The sequence below is a fragment of the Erythrobacter sp. SCSIO 43205 genome (assembly GCF_019904235.1).
GTDB lineage: Bacteria > Pseudomonadota > Alphaproteobacteria > Sphingomonadales > Sphingomonadaceae > Erythrobacter.
Genome location: NZ_CP063202.1, coordinates 2,331,669 through 2,348,214, shown reverse-complemented (window position 1 = coordinate 2,348,214; position 16,546 = coordinate 2,331,669). Strand labels below are relative to the sequence as shown.

Below are 16,546 nucleotides of genomic sequence, written 5' to 3'. Positions count from 1 at the left end.
CGTATCAAGTGCCCCATCAATCATCAATGTACCAAATACACATTGGATAGTGCTTTCATTGACCGGCCAAAGTTCTTAGCTTGGTGCTCAAAGAGTGATTTCAAAGAGGATGCCCTGATGGCCGCACAAGTTCATGTTCGCAAAAACCAATTGAGTGAAGCCACCTTGGTTGAAGTGCCTTCGGATGAGCTTGCTGATGGAGCAGTCCGGTTGAAGGTGGAAAGCTTCTCGGTGACGGCGAACAACGTCACCTATGCGGTGGTGGGCGATGGCTTTGGCTATTGGAATTTCTTCCCTCCCAAAACCGAGGAAGAAGGACTGGGCATCGTGCCGATGTGGGGGCACGCGCTCGTTACTGAAAGCAAGTGCGATGACATCGCCGTGGGTGAACGGGTTTACGGCTATCTGCCCATGGGAAGGCAGCTCGATGTGGTGCCGGGTAATGTGAACGCCGCGAGCTTTATCGATACAACCGATTATCGCCAGCCGATGAGCCCGGTCTACAACACCTACAATCGTCTCGCCGCCGATCCAGAACATGATCCCGCCCGAGAAAATGAGCGCATGATCTATGGGCCGCTTTTCAAGACGGGGTTCGTGATCGACTATTTCATGCGCTCGCAGGACTGGTTCGGCGCGTCTCAGGTGATCCTCACCAGCGCCTCGTCAAAGACAGCCATGGGCCTCGCCAGCGTTGCGAAGCAGAATTCGCCAGACGTGAAGCGCATTGGATTGACCTCCGCTGGCAATGTGGAGTTTGTCGAAAAGACAGGGCTTTACGATGAGGTTGTGACCTATGAAACGGTTGGAACTTTGCCGATCAGTGAGACGGTGACGGTTGATTTTGCGGGCAATGCCGATGTGCTTGGCAAGCTGCACAATCACTTTGATGATATGCTCAAATATTCCTGCCTCGTGGGCGCAACGCATATCGAGGCGCGCAGCTCGCTTGGCGATGATGCTGGCGAGCTACCCGGGCCCAAGCCGACGCTGTTCTTCGCGCCTGATCACTTCGTCTCCTTTTTCAAGGAGCATGGCCCCCAAGAAGGCGGCAAGATGATTGCGCAAAATTGGCACGCGTTTCTGGATGCGGTTGATGGCACGGTCGAGATTGAAACCCTCAAAGGGCTTGAGGCGGCGCGAACGACCTTCCTTGAGATGGTCAGCGGCACCTTTGACCCGTCAAAAGGTATCGTGGTCGAGCCGTAAGGGCCTCCCCAGACTACTCCGCTGCTTCGGCCAGCTCTGCGCGCTGTGGCCCCCGGATAAGACCGCCGGGGGTTTCGCCTGTCCATTTGCCTCCTTCAAACGTCACCGCGCCGTTCTTGATCGTGTAATCATAGCCTTGCGCCTTTTGCAGCAAGCGCTTGCCCCCTGCGGGCAGGTCAAAGGCGAGCCATGGTTTGCCCAGTTTCAGGCGCTCCAGATCGATCACATTGAGGTCAGCGAGGTAACCGGGCGCAATCACCCCGCGATCTTCGAGGCCATAGAGCACCGCTGTATCGCGGCACTGGCGTTTGATCGCATTTTCGAGGCTAATGCGATCACCGCGCTTGCGGTTCTTCACCCAGTGTTCGAGCATGAAGGTAGGCGAGGCCGCATCGCAAATCGTGCCGCAATGTGCGCCGCCATCCGATAGAGAGTTCACCGTGTCATCGGAATGTTGAAGCGGATGGAGGAAATCGAGATTGCCATCGGCATAGTTCAGGATCGGCAGGTAGATGAATCCGGTCGCATCATCGCGACAGAGCAGATCATAGGCATATTCTTGTGGATCAACGCCAGCGGCGCGCCCGCGCTCGTTAATGCTGGCCGATGCGTCGGGTTCGTAGTCGAAATCCTCGTCCATCTCATATTGCATCGCCCAGCCCATGGTGACGACCATGATGACTTCGAGAATGTCTTGCGGCGCGCCGGAATAATCACTGCTTTCTGAAAGCAATTGCGCTTTGAATTCAGGGTCTAACAGTTTTGCCTTTTGCTCCTCCCACGGAAGATCAGCGATGGCCATCCAGCTTGGACGATAGACGAAGGGGTGAATTGTTCCTTGCCAACCCATGATGATGCCGTTTCCGCGAAGCGCGATTTGAGCAACGATATTTGCGCCATTGTCGTTTTGCGCGCGCATGGTGGCAATCTGCTCCTCAAGGGGCAATTCCTTGGCAATGGATTGGAGCGCTGCGAAGGTGACGGGGACACCTGCCTCGCGGCTCAGTTTGCCCATCCACTCAAATTCGTTCCATTCGCGCTTCAAATCGCTTGCCATTTCGAACACCGCATGGCCGCCCGCTTTTTGCCCGCGACCCATTGCGTGACCAATGGCGACAAGCTCTTCGGGCGTGGCGGTGGTGCCGGGGACAAGTTCTCCATCGACCGATTTATGCAGCACAGTGCGCGAGGTTGAAAAGCCCAACGCGCCAGCGCGAACGCCTTCCTCAACGATGTCAGACATCGCTTTGATGTCCTCATCCGTCGGGACAGCGCCTGGTTGCTCGCGGTCGCCCAGCACATAGGCGCGCACCGCTCCGTGGGGGACGTGAGTGCCCACATCGACCGTGCGCGGCAGCTTTTCGAGCGCGTCCAGATATTCGGGGAAGGTTTCCCAATCCCATGTGATCCCCTCGGCCAATGCGGTGCCGGGAATATCCTCGACCCCTTCCATCAGGCTGATGAGCCATTCGTGGCGGTCGGGTTTTGCAGGGGCAAAGCCAACACCGCAATTGCCCATGACGACCGTCGTAACACCGTGCCAGCTTGATGGGGCCATTTCCTGATCCCAGGTTGCCTGACCATCATAGTGCGTGTGAATGTCGACAAAGCCGGGAGTGACAATCTTGCCAGTCGCATCAATCTCGCGCGTGGCATCGCCTTGCACCGTGCCCACTTGTGCGATGAGGCCGTCTTTGACCGCAACGTCACCAGTAAAACGCTGTGCGCCTGTTCCGTCCACAATGGTTCCACCCCGGATAATGAGGTCAAAAGCTGGCATGATATGTCTCCTCTCTCTCGGCTGAGAAAGTCTCACATCAAAACTGATTTGGCAACCAGCTTGTCCGAACGTGCGGGGGCGTTAAGTTTAACCGCGAAAGCGAGGGTGATTCCGTGAAATCAATCAAATGGCTGGCTCTGTTGGCAGCGGGCGTTGTGGTGACTTCGTCTGCTCAGGCGCAATTCAAGAACGGGCCGTGGGAAATGCCGACAGGGGGCGATCTGTCCGCGACGCTTGATTGCCTTGAGGCTGAGGGCAAGACGATCATCTCTGCGCACCGCGGAGGGCCTTCACCGGGGCTGCCAGAGAATGCCATTCCGACGATGGACGCAGTGCTCCATGCGGTCCCTGCCATGATGGAAATTGATGTCGCGGCGAGCCCTGATGGGGTGCATTATCTGATGCACGACCGCACATTGGACCGCACGACGACGGGTGAGGGGGCTGTTACCGATGTCCCTTGGAAAGAGGTGGCTGAGCTTAGTCTGGTGGACGAGGCGGGGTGGGTGACGCCTTATAAGGTGCCGACATTTGCCGAAACTCTCGCGTGGGCCAAGGGCAAAACCATCCTCCAAGTGGATTTCAAACGAACGGCGGATTTTCAAACAGTGATCTCTGAAATCCGCGCTGCCGAAATGGCACAGGGTGTGATCCTGATTGCCTACACCAAAGCGCAGGCACTCAAACTCTATGAACTCGCGCCTGAAATGATCATTTCCTATTCGGTGAACGCGCCCGGCGATCTGGAAGAGATTGTCGAGGCGGGCATCCCTGCAGAGAATATCGTCGCCTTTACCGGGACACGCCTCGCGCGGCCGGACCTCTACGCAGCGCTTGAGGAAGCGGACGTCGAGGTGATTTTTGGGACATTGGGTCGTCCTGATCGTTCACTCGACGCAATGTTTGCCCGCTTTGGCACTGATGAACGCTATGCCGAACTTGGCGCAGGCGGAGTGGACATTATCGCCACAGACCGCCCGCGTGCAGCGGCAATTGCACTGGCCGAGGCAGAGCGTCTGCCGACCCCCGGCACTTGCGGTATCACTCGCGGTGAGTGAACAGCGCCGCATTGCCAGTTGGACCCCGTCTGCCGATAGCGGGATTGAGGTGAAGTTCGTTGAGACGAGCGGGCTGACCTTTGAGGTCGCCGAGGCGGGCGAGGGGGAACATTTGGCGCTCATGCTTCACGGCTTTCCCGAATTGCATTATTCGTGGCGGCACCAAATGCCTTTGCTGGCGGCAAAGGGGTATCGTGTGTGGGCGCCCAATCTTCGCGGCTATGGCGCGAGCGATCGACCTGATGGCGTTCGCAACTACGCGATGGACCACCTGACACACGATGTTGCTGATCTGATTGACGCAAGCGGGGCGAAGAAGGTCACGCTCTTCGCCCACGACTGGGGAGCGATTATTGCGTGGGCTTTTGCGATAACAAAGCTGCGTACTCTTGAGCGGCTCGTCATCATGAACGTGCCCCATCCCGGTCCAGCACGCCGCGAATTGAAGAACTGGCGGCAATTAAAGAAGAGTTGGTACATCTTCTTTTTTCAACTGCCGGTCCTGCCTGAGGCGTTTCTTGCGCGAAAGGGCGGCGATGTGGTGGGCGAGTTGATCGCCAAGACATCATGCAATCCGCAGCGTTTCGGGCCGCAAGAACAGCGCATTTACAGCGATGCGAGCAGGCGTCCGGGCGCGCGCAGAGCAATGGTCAATTATTACCGCGCGCTTTTACGACACGATGAGACGGTCGATCTTGGTGATTTGCGTGTTGATGTGCCCACACTCATGGTGTGGGGCGAGGAAGATGTCGCGATTGACATCCATTGCACTCACGGGACGCAGGAATGGGTGCCAAACCTGACCCTTAAGCGTCTGCCCGGCGTATCCCACTGGGTCCAGCAGGATGCGCCCGATCAGGTGAACGCGATTGTGTCTGAGTGGCTGCCGGAGGCTTAAGCCGCTTCGCTTGCAGCCTCTGGCCGGTCAAGAAACTCGCGGATGGCCGCAATGCTCTCTTCCTCGTGGCTCAGCAGAAACAAGTGCCCGCCGCCCTTCATCACAACGAGCTCAGAGTTGGGAATCAGCATATCGAGAAACTTGCCATTGGCGAGCGGCACAATCGCATCGTCATCGCCCATCATAATGAGCGTCTTTTGTTTCAACAAGAACGGCAAAGCCGGCGCGCTCGTCCATCCCAGCATACACATCAATTGGTACATATAGCCGCGCGCAGAAGGCGGTTTAAGGCGCGACATATGTCCGCCTTTCCCCTTCGATTTGCCAAGGCCATCGCCATAGAGCGTCTCGAAGTTTTTGATCATGTAATCGGGGTCAATGTAACGGCGAGGGTTGGCCATTTTGGTCAACGCCTTGGGGTTGCCCGGCACCATCAGCATCCCTGCGCTCGTCGCGATCAGGATGACCCTTCGCGTTAGCGCCGGATGCTGCATGGCAAAATGCTGCGCCATGCCGCCGCCCCAGCTAATGCCCATCACGTCGACTTCTGCAATGCCAAGCTTCTTTAGCAATTCAGCCGCAGTCCAGCTCATGGTGAAGGGATTATAGGGCACCACCGGATCAGGCGATTCGCCGATGCCAGGCATATCGAACATAATGAACGCACGTTCTGTCAGATGCGCCGCCAACGGAGCCACTGCTTCGATGTTTGCGCCGATCCCATTGAAGAAAAGAACCGGGAGATGGTCGGAAGGCTCATCCAGTCTCCACGTTGCAACCCGTAGCGTCCGCCCGCCCACCTCTTCCATGGTGAGGCTTGCATCTTTCATCACTTCACTCACGCCCGACCTAACCTTTCATGACTCGCGCCTTTGGGTGAAAGAGGGTGGGAGACACGGCTCGCAGATCCCGTGCGGGCTGTGCCTCCCATAAGCTCTTTGGCGCTTCTTTAGGACGGATCCCTATCAGACTTCTTCAACAACGTAGAGTCCCGGAGCGCTTTCTTGAGGAGGATAGGCTTTGCTGCCAACCTCTTTGGGCGCCGCGACTTTCTTGCCAGAACGCTTTTGAATCCATTCGATCCAGTATGGCCACCAGCTGCCTTTGACCTCTTGCGTCCCTTGCAGCCACTCGTCCGCTGTCGCGGGCAATTTGCCTTTCTTCTGCTGCACGAAATATTTGGCCTTGGGATTGGTCGGCGGGTTCAAGATTGCCTGCATATGCCCACTTTGCGAGAGCACATAGGTCACGTCTTTTGAGCCAAACAGCTGAGTCGAGCGATAGGTCGCCTTCCAAGGGGTGATGTGGTCGGTCACGCCGCCAAGGATGAACAAAGGCGCGGTTACCTTGGTAAGGTCGATTTTGTGATCTGCCATTTCGGTTTCACCTGGCGTTGAGAACGCAAGTGTTTCGTAGAGCGTCAGGAAGTCGCCCATCAGGCTTGCCGACAGGTTCGTTGCATCCGAGTTCCAATAGAGAACATCGAATGCGGGCGGGTCCATGCCAAGCAGGTAGTTGTTGATCACATAGTTCCAGATAAGGTCGTTGGGCCGAAGCCATGCAAAGCCGCGCGCAAGATCGTCGGCCTTGATAATGCCTTTTTTGGCAGCGCGCTTCTTTGCGATCTGGATGCCGTTTTCGCTGACCAATGAACCAGCTTCAAGGTCGGTCGGCTTTGGGTGAAGCACGCAAACCATAAGGGTAAGCGTGCCCAGAACTGGATTGTTTGTCGCCGCCAGTTTGGACGCCAGCACAGATGCGGTCTGCCCCCCTGAACAACCAGCTGATACATTGACCGTTTTAGAGCCAGAGATTTCAGAGACGATTTCGAGCGCCTCTTCGCAAGAGGCGATGTATTCATCCATGCCCCAATGGCCCTGTTCCTTGGACGGGTTGCGCCACGAAATCACAAAGGTCTGCATCCCATTGTCGAGCTGCCATTTGATGATCGACTTTTCCGGTGAAAGGTCGTTGATATACATCTTGTTGATCTGAGGCGGGATGGTGAGCTGGGGCACCTCATAGACTTCATCTGTTGTGGGCGCATAATGGATGAGCTCGTACATCTCGGTGCGGTGGACGACGTTGCCTTTGGAGGTCGCGATATTTTCGCCAAGCTTGAAGGGGCGCTTGTCCACCTGGCTGACCATGCCCTTGTTATGGACAATGTCGTTATAGGCGTTTTGCAGACCTTTGATGAGGCTAAGCCCGCCTGAGTTGATCAGCTGCTTTTGCGCAATCGGATTGCCGACAAGCGTGTTGGTGGGCGCAAGGCTGTCGATGATGATGTTGGAGATAAAGGTCGCGCGGTTACGCTCCAGCTCGTCCAGCTCAAGATCTTCAAGCCAGTTACTCATGCCCTTTTGAATGGCGAGATAATATTGCGCGCCAGCCCGGAAAAACGGATTGTACTGCCAGGCGGGATCCATGAACCGCTTGTCTTTGGGGTCAGGGGCAAGGTCGCTTTTCCCGGTGACGATCTTGACCATGTCCTCGCCCATGGTTTGCGCGTGCTTCATCAGCCGTTTGGGATCAGACGCAGTTTCGCGCAGCAGCACCGCAACCGCCCCTACGAAGTCCTCGCGCGCCAATCCCACCAATGGCCCAAGCGCATTAGTCGATTGAGCCGCTTCGTTCTCGAGCTTGACTTTGGGCTCCACCATTCTTCTCTCCCTCAGCTATTGGAACGATTGTCTTTTTATCCAACTTCCATGTGATGGCGCGCCTGCGTCATCTTTGCAAGGTGCTGCCGAGGCACTGGCATTCTTGCAGTTGTGCCTTGCTTGTTCGTTCGATTGTCGATGCAGCCGCTTTGAATTTAATGTTCTTTCACTCCTTGCGTCTAACACAGCGAAGTGAAGTGAGGGCCTAAGTCACCAATGAGTCGATTGCTGTCAAAACTGTCGGGAGGGCAGCCGGTTGCATCTGCACCGGTGAGCGTTGACGCGCATTCGCTCGATCCACAGCGCAGCGCCGAAATGTTGGCGGGCTTTGAGGCGGCTGATATCGGGTGGTTTTGGGAAAGCGATGCAGCCGGGCGCCTCACCTATCTTACCGATTCAGCCATCGCTGCCATCGGGGCTGAAAGAGACGCGCTTATCGGGAGCGAGTTGACCCAGTTTCTGGCCACCGGCGATTCAGACGATCTTGATTCCACCTCGCGTCCACTCAAATTCCGCCTCGCCTCGCGCAGCCCGATTTCACGCCTGAATGTCACGGTACAAACCAGTCAGAGCAAAGAAATCTGGTGGGAAATTTCAGCGACCCCGCGTCGCGATGCAAACGGGGAGTTCGCAGGGTTCCACGGCACCGCGCGCGATATCACCAAGAGCCTTGCACAGAGCCGCGATTCAGAACGCGCGGCGCAATTCGATTCGCTTACAGGGCTTGCCAACCGGCTGCGCATGGCGCGCAAGCTCGATCAGACGCTTACCGCGTTCAAGAAGTCCAAGCGATCGTGTGCCATCATGCTCCTTGACCTTGATCGCTTCAAAAAGGTCAACGATACGCTCGGCCATCCGGCTGGTGATGAGCTGCTTAAGCAGGTTGCAACGCGGATCAAGAAACTGCTGGGTGACCATGGCGAGATCGGGCGCCTTGGCGGAGATGAATTTCAGATCCTTTTGCCGGATATGGACGACCGGGGCGATCTTGGCGATTTGTCCAAACGCCTCGTGCAAATGCTCTCCCAACCCTATTCGGTTGAAGGCTCGCGTGCGATTATTGGCTGTTCCATCGGCATTGCAGTTGCGCCTTATGACGGGATTGAATCGAGCGAGCTGGTAAAAGCAGCTGACCTCGCGCTTTACGCAGCCAAGGATGCAGGCCGGGGCACCTATCGCTTCTACTCAAGTGAGCTCAGCCAGAATGCCGATTGGCGCCAGCGGATCGAAGACGATTTGCGCGATGCTTTGACGCAACAACAGTTTCTTATTCAATATCAACCCATTGTCGATGCAAAGACGCACAAGATCGCCTCGCTTGAGGCTTTGCTGAGATGGGAACATCCGGAACGTGGCCGCGTATCGCCTGCTGATTTCATTCCTGTTGCCGAAGAGCTCGGCATCATCAACAAAATAGGGGAATGGGTGCTCGAAGAGGTCTGCACCCAGCTTTCCAAGTGCCCGCCAGAAGTGCGCGCAGCGGTCAATGTGTCACCCATTCAATTCGCCTCGGAAGACTTTTACGATACGGTCGATGCCATATTGAACAAAACGGGTGTCGACCCGGCACGCGTCGAGCTTGAAATAACCGAAAGCGTCTTCGTCGGCGATCTGGAGCGCACGCTCAAGCTTTTCAAAAAGCTCAAAAAACGCGGCGTGCGTTTGTCGCTGGATGATTTTGGCACGGGCTATTCCTCGCTCAGTTACTTGCGCGATGCGCCATTTGATAAGATCAAGATCGACCAAAGCTTTGTGCGCGGGTGCTCGGCTGACGACAACAACAACAGCGCGCTTGTCTCTGCCATCGTCAGCATGGCCAGAGCTCTCAAAATGGAAACCGTGGCAGAAGGGATCGAGACGAAAGATGAACTCGCCATGGTCAAGGGCCACGGCGCAACCCATCTTCAGGGTTATCTTTTCTCCGGCCCGATCTCGATTGATGAATTGTTGGATCGGTTTGACAGCAAAGAGCTGGAATTCAAGCCGCGCGGCCCTGAAAAATACCGCGCTGAACGGCGCACCGAATTCCGCAAGATCGGCGTCATCCATGGCGATAGCCGCTACAATGTTTTCTTGCGCAACCTTTCCAAAACCGGCGCGCGGATCGAAGGTTTGCTGGATGTACCAGTGGGCACCGATCTTGTCCTTGATCTTGGTGATGGACAGCTTGCTGTTGCCACCGTTCGGCGCTCGGAAGGGTTTAGCCAGGGTGTTGAATTTGAAACCAAACTGATCAGTGACGGGGACCGGGGACTGTGCACAAGGCACCGTGTCTCGCCCTACCAGATCGAGGCGGCGGGAAGACCGCTTGGGGCGCTCACCAATTCGGCTGTGGCTGCGTATACAACGGGCTCGCAATCCGTGCCGCGCGCATTCGTCGAAGTGGATATGAACGCCTACAACCGCCGCTGATCAGTGGTTAGGCCACCTATGAATGACCGGGTGGAATTTCACCGGGTTCGCGTCAGAAAACAGCCGTGTCTTAACTGCCGATCTTAGCGAAAAAATAACCAACCGGGTTTACGCCTGATGAATAGGCACTGCCGTTAAAGCGGCTAATTGTTCAATCGGAAAGGACAGGCTGGGGATGCCCTTGAAGGGTCTCTTGTCATCACTAGGGGGCGCATCGTCGCGCTCAGCGGTAAGCGAGCTCTCCAACGGAGAGAAGCTTGCCATGCTTGATGACCTTGAGCGCTCGGGCCTTGGCTGGTTCTGGTCGTGCGATCCCAAAGGCAATGTCACCTATTTGTCCAGCACCATTGCACAGCGTCTTGACCTGCCGCTTGACCAGATCATCGGCCAACCGCTTTCGAGCGTCTTCGTTTCCGCTGACCACGATGGCCGCACGAAATCGCTTGCCTTAATGCTTGGAGCACGCAAGGCGTTTTCCGGCTTTGCCGTGCGCGCCGAGAAACGCCCCGAAGGCGCGGTTTTGCGCCTGTCGGGCCAACCCAGCTTCAAGGGCGACACCTTCGATGGTTTTCGCGGTACGGGCTGGGACATAACCGAAGAATATTATCGCGAGGAGGAAACCTCGCGCCTTGCCAAATTCGATTCGCTCACCGGACTTTCCAACCGCCACCGGATGAAGCAGCTCATCGAGACGACGCTCACCGCGTTCAAAGCAGCCAAGCGCAATTGCGCGCTGATGATGCTCGATCTCGACAAGTTCAAACACGTCAATGACACACTCGGCCACGCGGCGGGTGATGAGTTGCTAAAGCAGGTTGCCGATCGCCTGAGGCGCTCGATTGAAGTGGATTGCGAAATTGGTCGGCTGGGCGGCGATGAGTTCCAGGTGATGCTGCCAGATCTTGATGATCGCGGTACGCTTGGCGAAATCGCGATGAAAATCATCACTATGCTCAAGCAGCCTTACACGCTTGAGGAGGGGCGATGTGTCATCGGTTGTTCCGTCGGCATCGCGGTGGCGCCTCACGATGGTGTCACCATGGACGAAGTGGTGCGCTCTGCTGACCTTGCGCTTTACGCTGCCAAGAATGGCGGGCGCGGACAATACCGGTTCTTTTCCGGCGAGCTGGAAAACGAGGCCTTGTTCCGCCGCCGCCTTGAGGAAAACCTGGGCGAAGCGGTGCGCGAGGAACAGCTGTTCCTAAAGTACGAACCCATAGTCGATGCCGCCAGCGAGGAAGTGCGCGCGCTTGAGGCTCACATCTGTTGGATGCACCAGCAGCGCGGTGAAATCGACGAGGAGGAATTCGCCTCAATCCTCGACGGGTCAAGTCAGGTTGCCGAAGTGGGCAATTGGGCCATTCGCGAGGCGTGCGCCAATGCCGCTGATTGGCCGGACACTGTCAATGTGGCGGTCAACGTACCCGTGGCCTTGTTCGGTGCAGATGGCTTTGTTGACACTGTGGCTGAGGCCCTTGCCGATGCCGATTTGCCACCCCGCCGCCTTGAACTAGAGGTGAGCGAGGCCGTTTTCTTCGGCGACACCGACGCGGTCGATCGCACGCTTGCGCAATTGTTCAAATTGGGCGTTCGCCTTACTTTGGATGAGTTCGGCAGTGGTTATTCCTCGCTCGCTTACCTGCGCCGTGCGCCGTTTGATGCGATCAAGATCGACGAGAAGCTGGTCGAAGAGGCTGAGAAACATGACGGGCGCGAGCTTGGTCTTATCAAGGCCATCGTAGCGCTTGCGGGCGCTCTTGAAATGGACACAATCGCTAACGGGATCGAGAGCACCTCGCTGTTCGCAAAGCTCAAGGATTGCGGCGTCAAGCGCATGGAAGGCCCGATCTTCTCAGAGCCAGTAGGACGCGATGTGGTTGCAGGCGAGCTGGTCGGCGACAACTGGAAAATCGCGCCGAGCGGTGACCGGATCAGACGTTCAAAGCGCCGCACAGTCTATCGCCGCATCAACGTTATTCACGACGACCATTCCTATGAGGTTGTGCTGCGCAATCTTTCAAAGACTGGCGCGTTGATTCAGGGGCTTGATGAAGTGCCAAAAGGCACGCAATTCGTGGTCGATCTTGGCGGTGGGCAATTGGCGGTTGCGACGGTTATCCGCTCCAATGGAGACACGCAGGGTTTGGAGTTCGAGCAGCCATTAATCGACGATGGAGCAGGGGGGCTGTGCACCCGCAACCGCGTGTCGCCCTATGCCCTGTCCGCCGCCGGCGCTCCGCTCGCGGCGCTCTCTCCGGGAAGCTATCAAGCCATGCCAGGCGGTGGTCTTTGCCAGGGAAGCGTGCCCCAGTTCAGCTATGCCCCTCAAGCGCGTTTTGAGGCTGCGTAAATCGCCTCTTCCTTAAGTTGCATTTTTCTTAAATGACATTGAGGTCAAGGATCGCTAAATGCGCTTCCGAAATGACTGACCTCTCTAAAATTCGCAATTTCTCGATTATTGCGCATATCGACCATGGCAAATCCACGCTTGCTGACCGGCTGATCCAGTTCACCGGCGGCCTGACAGAGCGTGAGATGTCGGAGCAAGTCCTTGATAACATGGACATTGAGAAAGAGCGCGGCATCACCATCAAGGCGCAAACCGTGCGCCTTAACTACACCGCGAAGGATGGCGAAACCTATCAGCTTAACCTGATGGACACGCCCGGCCACGTCGACTTCGCCTATGAAGTCTCCCGCTCCCTCGCCGCGTGTGAGGGCGCGCTTCTCGTCGTCGACGCTGCGCAAGGCGTAGAGGCGCAAACCCTCGCCAATGTGTATCAGTCGATTGAGCACGATCACGAAATCGTCTCCGTCATCAACAAGGTCGACCTCCCCGCCGCAGAGCCAGAGCGCGTTCAGGCCGAGATTGAGGAGGTCATCGGCCTTGACGCATCTGACGCGGTGATGACATCGGCCAAAACCGGCATCGGCATCGAAGACGTGCTCGAAGCGGTCGTCGCCAAAATCCCCCCGCCCAAGGGCGAGCGCGACAAGCCATTGAAAGCCTCCCTCGTAGATTCATGGTACGACCCATACCTTGGCGTCGTCATCCTTGTCCGCGTGATCGAAGGCGTCCTTACCAAAGGGCAGAACATCAAATTCATGCAAGGCGGCACACAGCACCTTGTCGACCGCGTCGGTTGTATGCGGCCAAAGATTGAGCAGCTGCCCGAACTTGGCCCCGGCGAAATCGGATTTATCACCGCGCAGATTAAAGAGGTCGAACAGGCTCGCGTCGGTGACACCATCACCACGGTTAAAAACGGCGCCACCGAACCGCTTAAAGGGTATAAGGAAGTCCAGCCCGTCGTTTTCTGCGGCCTGTTCCCCGTGGACGCCGCCGATTTCGAAAAATTGCGCGAAAGCATCGGCAAGCTGCGTTTGAACGACGCCAGCTTCTCTTTCGAAATGGAATCGAGCGCGGCGCTCGGCTTTGGCTTCCGCTGTGGTTTCCTGGGGCTTCTCCACCTTGAGATTATTCAAGAGCGGTTGAGCCGCGAATACGACCTCGACCTTATCACCACCGCGCCATCGGTGGTTTACCGCGTCCACCTGTCCAAATCGAAGACCGAGGATGCGACCACCATCGACATTCACAACCCCGCCGACTGGCCCGATGTGAACCGCATCGCCAGTATTGAGGAACCGTGGATCAAGGCGGTGATTTACACCCCCGACGAATATCTCGGCTCGATCCTGAAATTGTGTCAGGACCGGCGCGGCATCCAAACCGACCTTACCTATGTCGGCGGGCGCGCACAGGTGACATATGAGCTGCCGTTGAACGAAGTGGTGTTCGATTTCTACGACCGCCTGAAGTCGATCAGCCGCGGTTACGCCAGCTTCGATTATGAGCAAGTTGGCCTTCGCGAAGGGGACTTGGTCAAAATGAACATCCTCGTGAACGCCGAACCCGTCGATGCGCTGTCCCTGATCGTGCACAGAGGCGTCGCCGAAGAACGCGGCCGCGGAATGTGTGAGCGTTTAAAAGACCTCATCCCGCGCCACCTGTTCAAGATTCCGGTGCAAGCCGCCATCGGCGGCAAAATCATCGCCCGTGAGACGATTGCCGCCATGCGTAAAGACGTGACCGCCAAATGTTACGGCGGCGATATCTCGCGTAAGAAGAAACTTCTGGAGAAGCAGAAGAAGGGTAAGGCCCGGATGCGCGAATATGGGAATGTGAGTATTCCGCAGGAAGCGTTTATTGCTGCGCTGAGGATGGGGGAGGAGTAGCGCTTGGCGAAAGTAACACACCACGATAATGGATCAATTTCGGTTAATCGAACCGACGCATTTGTTGAAGCGATTGACAATCGCTCTGCGTTTGATCTGCCTAACTTTGGCGAGTTCATAAGGGAAATAGAAGAGGGGATACGCGAAGAACATGAGGGCGTTACAAGAGGCGCGCTGAACAATTCCCGCGGCGAGTGGTATGAAACTCTAATCGCTTTGGCAGCTAACGAATTTGCACGCACAGAGGGTACTGAGTTCGCGCTAGTCAGATTACCAAATGTGAACATTTTCAGTTGCGAAAACTTATATCAGGCCGAGATCGCGACTTTGATTTCCGACCTCAGGGCAACGCTACGAGAAGAGGCAGACGTTAGCCTGATTTCATCAAATCCTGACTTCGTCGTGGTGTCTGCTGCATTGCTTGATCTTCCAGATATCAGCGATGTAGATTCCAGTGTGTTGGACAAAGTTAATTCGCTCTATGCGTCGCTCGAAGGCGCTGCCAGATTCGATGAAATAATCGGGTATTGTTCAGTAAAGTCGGGTCTTCGACCTGATCGCCGTCTCCAGATTGCGCACGAAGGGAGTTTGATGAAGGCTCTCTATCGTCATATTCAAACTAGGTTGTGGGCAATTGACGCTCCAGGCATCCGTTATTTCGGAATAGCTGGCGCGTGTGGAGAGGCTGACAGAGAGGCGCTCAAGACAGTGGCGACTCATTCAATTGTTGATGTGCTCGGTAAGCCTGAGTCGGCTGTTGATGAACTTTTCCAAGTCAACACCCCGGAAGAGTTGCGCGTTACGCTGAAACAGATTTTAGCACCCAAGAATTTAGGCAAAAATTGATTGCCCCAATGCTGCAGCAAAGTTTGGTGGAACAGCGTTTCCGATTTGCCTTCCAATGCTGACAATACTGGGCTTGCCCGATGCGGTATGGAACTCCCAATCCGGTGGGAATGATTGCAATGCAGCCATCTCTGCCGTGTTTATTCCTCGATGCTCAATGGGGTGGATGTATTTACCCTTTGTTGGGTTGTAGCCAGCGGTCCGAATGGTGGGCGCTGGCTTGTGAAATTCCATGCGCCCAAAAGTATCTTGCCCCTGGTGTTTGCCCGACTGCCAGCACTGCGGGCGCATTTCCATAGGAAGGACTTTGAAGTTCCTTCCCTGTGGGATTCGGGCCATGCGCTCGACCATGTAGTCCGCGTGACGCATCCCAATACAGTCGAAGCGACTGAAATTCTCTTTGGGAATTGCGTCGAAAGCATCCGAAACGCTTGTCCACTCTTTCAAATTTAGTTCTGGTTGCGGCGCGAATTCGGCGCCTAATTGGCCGCTGGCCGAGTGGGTAGGTAGCGGGAAAGCTGGCTCGCCATCTCGACGACCTAGCATGATGAAGCGTTTACGTTGTTGCGGCACTCCGTAGTCGGCCGCATTTAGCACTTCGAAAGCCACGTTATATCCCGAACCAGCGAATTGCGCGGTCATATAATCGACGATCTCTGCGTGCCGACCCTGCGCAATCCCTGCCACATTCTCAAATATGAAGCCTCTAGGCTGAGTTCCAAGCACAATCCGAACAAATTCCAGGAATAAATCCCCATTCTTCGGGTCAGATTTGCCGAGCTTCTTCCCCATATTGCTAAATGGCTGACACGGAGCCCCGCCAGTCACCAGCGCTGCCTCTCCGCGCTTAAGGTTCGCTTTGAGTAGCAATTCCTCCGGCTTGATGGAGCGAATGTCGCCCGGCAGCCTGTTCTGCCCGTCTTCAAAGAGCGTCCAAGCTTCACGATTTTTCCGCAGAGTAGCGCGACTATCTGCATCGATTTCGACGCAGATTGCAGTTCGGTAGCCAGCCTTTTCGAGACCGATTTCCATGCCACCTGCACCCGTGAATAGGCTGATCACTTTCCCATGATCACTGACGCGCCCTAACCCAACACAAGCGAAACGGTTGCGTGTCGCCTTCTTTCGCACTGATGTAAAGTCGGCATCAATCGCATATAACCTAGCAGATGATTTCTCGCCTAACATAAATGTATCTCCGTGCAAGCTTATCCGACTAGTGAAACATTAGTGGAACATCATCAAGTGCTAGACGGTCAAGAAGGGCCAATTTGGACATACTTTTCCACGTCCACCACCACACTCGAACTAAGTTCGCCTTTGGCTCACTAAGTCTCGCTGCCCCTCCCGCAGGCGGGAGGGGATTAATTCAATCGTCATCCCGAACTTGATTCGGGATAACCCTCTCAGCAAGCGCCAACCTCTGTTATCCTGAAACAAG

Annotated in this window: 11 protein-coding genes; 7 read left to right on the top strand and 4 right to left on the bottom strand. The window is 55.8% G+C overall.

Annotated elements, in window-relative coordinates; all coding sequences use genetic code 11:
- Positions 1-117 precede the first annotated feature (117 nt).
- The gene (locus INR77_RS11065; RefSeq protein WP_223071110.1) at positions 118-1,209 is read left to right on the top strand and encodes a DUF2855 family protein; all 1,092 of its coding nucleotides are present in this window, start codon (positions 118-120) and stop codon (positions 1,207-1,209) included.
- A gap of 13 nt (positions 1,210-1,222) precedes the next feature.
- Here INR77_RS11065 and INR77_RS11060 read toward each other — a convergent pair whose 3' ends face one another.
- Positions 1,223-2,989 (bottom strand): amidohydrolase family protein, encoded by a 1,767-nt coding sequence (locus tag INR77_RS11060; protein ID WP_223071109.1) that lies wholly within the window; start codon positions 2,987-2,989, stop codon positions 1,223-1,225.
- Positions 2,990-3,102: 113 nt separating this feature from the next.
- Here INR77_RS11060 and INR77_RS15920 point away from each other — a divergent pair, with 113 nt between their 5' ends.
- Positions 3,103-4,047, top strand: coding sequence for a glycerophosphodiester phosphodiesterase family protein (locus INR77_RS15920; RefSeq protein WP_255573752.1), 945 nt, complete (start codon positions 3,103-3,105; stop codon positions 4,045-4,047).
- Positions 4,040-4,945, top strand: a complete 906-nt coding sequence (locus tag INR77_RS11055) for an alpha/beta fold hydrolase (RefSeq protein WP_255573751.1) — start codon at positions 4,040-4,042, stop codon at positions 4,943-4,945. Before INR77_RS15920 ends, INR77_RS11055 begins: the two co-directional genes overlap by 8 nt.
- On the opposite strand, the gene INR77_RS11050 is transcribed toward INR77_RS11055, so the two are convergent.
- Together INR77_RS11050 and INR77_RS11045 are read right to left on the bottom strand one after the other, a co-directional pair.
- Positions 4,942-5,787, bottom strand: coding sequence for an alpha/beta fold hydrolase (locus INR77_RS11050; protein ID WP_255573750.1), 846 nt, complete (start codon positions 5,785-5,787; stop codon positions 4,942-4,944). The genes INR77_RS11055 and INR77_RS11050 overlap by 4 nt on opposite strands.
- A 123-nt stretch (positions 5,788-5,910) precedes the next feature.
- Complete coding sequence (locus INR77_RS11045; RefSeq protein WP_223071107.1) at positions 5,911-7,608, bottom strand: alpha/beta fold hydrolase; 1,698 nt, start codon at positions 7,606-7,608, stop codon at positions 5,911-5,913.
- A 216-nt stretch (positions 7,609-7,824) separates the two neighbouring features.
- Between INR77_RS11045 and INR77_RS11040 the strand changes: the two genes are divergently transcribed.
- The 4 genes from INR77_RS11040 (at position 7,825) to INR77_RS11025 (ending at position 15,105) form a co-directional block, all read left to right on the top strand.
- Entirely contained in the window at positions 7,825-10,020 is a 2,196-nt protein-coding gene (locus tag INR77_RS11040) for an EAL domain-containing protein (RefSeq protein WP_223071106.1), read from the top strand.
- 262 nt (positions 10,021-10,282) lie between these two features.
- On the top strand, positions 10,283-12,370 hold the full coding sequence (locus INR77_RS11035; protein ID WP_223071105.1) for an EAL domain-containing protein: 2,088 nt from the start codon (positions 10,283-10,285) through the stop codon (positions 12,368-12,370).
- 71 nt (positions 12,371-12,441) lie between these two features.
- Positions 12,442-14,259: a translation elongation factor 4 gene (gene lepA / locus INR77_RS11030; RefSeq protein WP_223071104.1), complete on the top strand. Its 1,818-nt coding sequence runs from the start codon at positions 12,442-12,444 to the stop codon at positions 14,257-14,259.
- 3 nt (positions 14,260-14,262) lie between these two features.
- A complete protein-coding gene (locus tag INR77_RS11025) occupies positions 14,263-15,105 on the top strand; it encodes a Cfr10I/Bse634I family restriction endonuclease (RefSeq protein WP_223071103.1) in 843 nt (280 codons plus the stop codon).
- Here INR77_RS11025 and INR77_RS11020 read toward each other — a convergent pair.
- Positions 15,091-16,293, bottom strand: a complete 1,203-nt coding sequence (locus INR77_RS11020) for a DNA cytosine methyltransferase (RefSeq protein WP_223071102.1) — start codon at positions 16,291-16,293, stop codon at positions 15,091-15,093. The genes INR77_RS11025 and INR77_RS11020 overlap by 15 nt on opposite strands.
- Positions 16,294-16,546 lie beyond the last annotated feature (253 nt).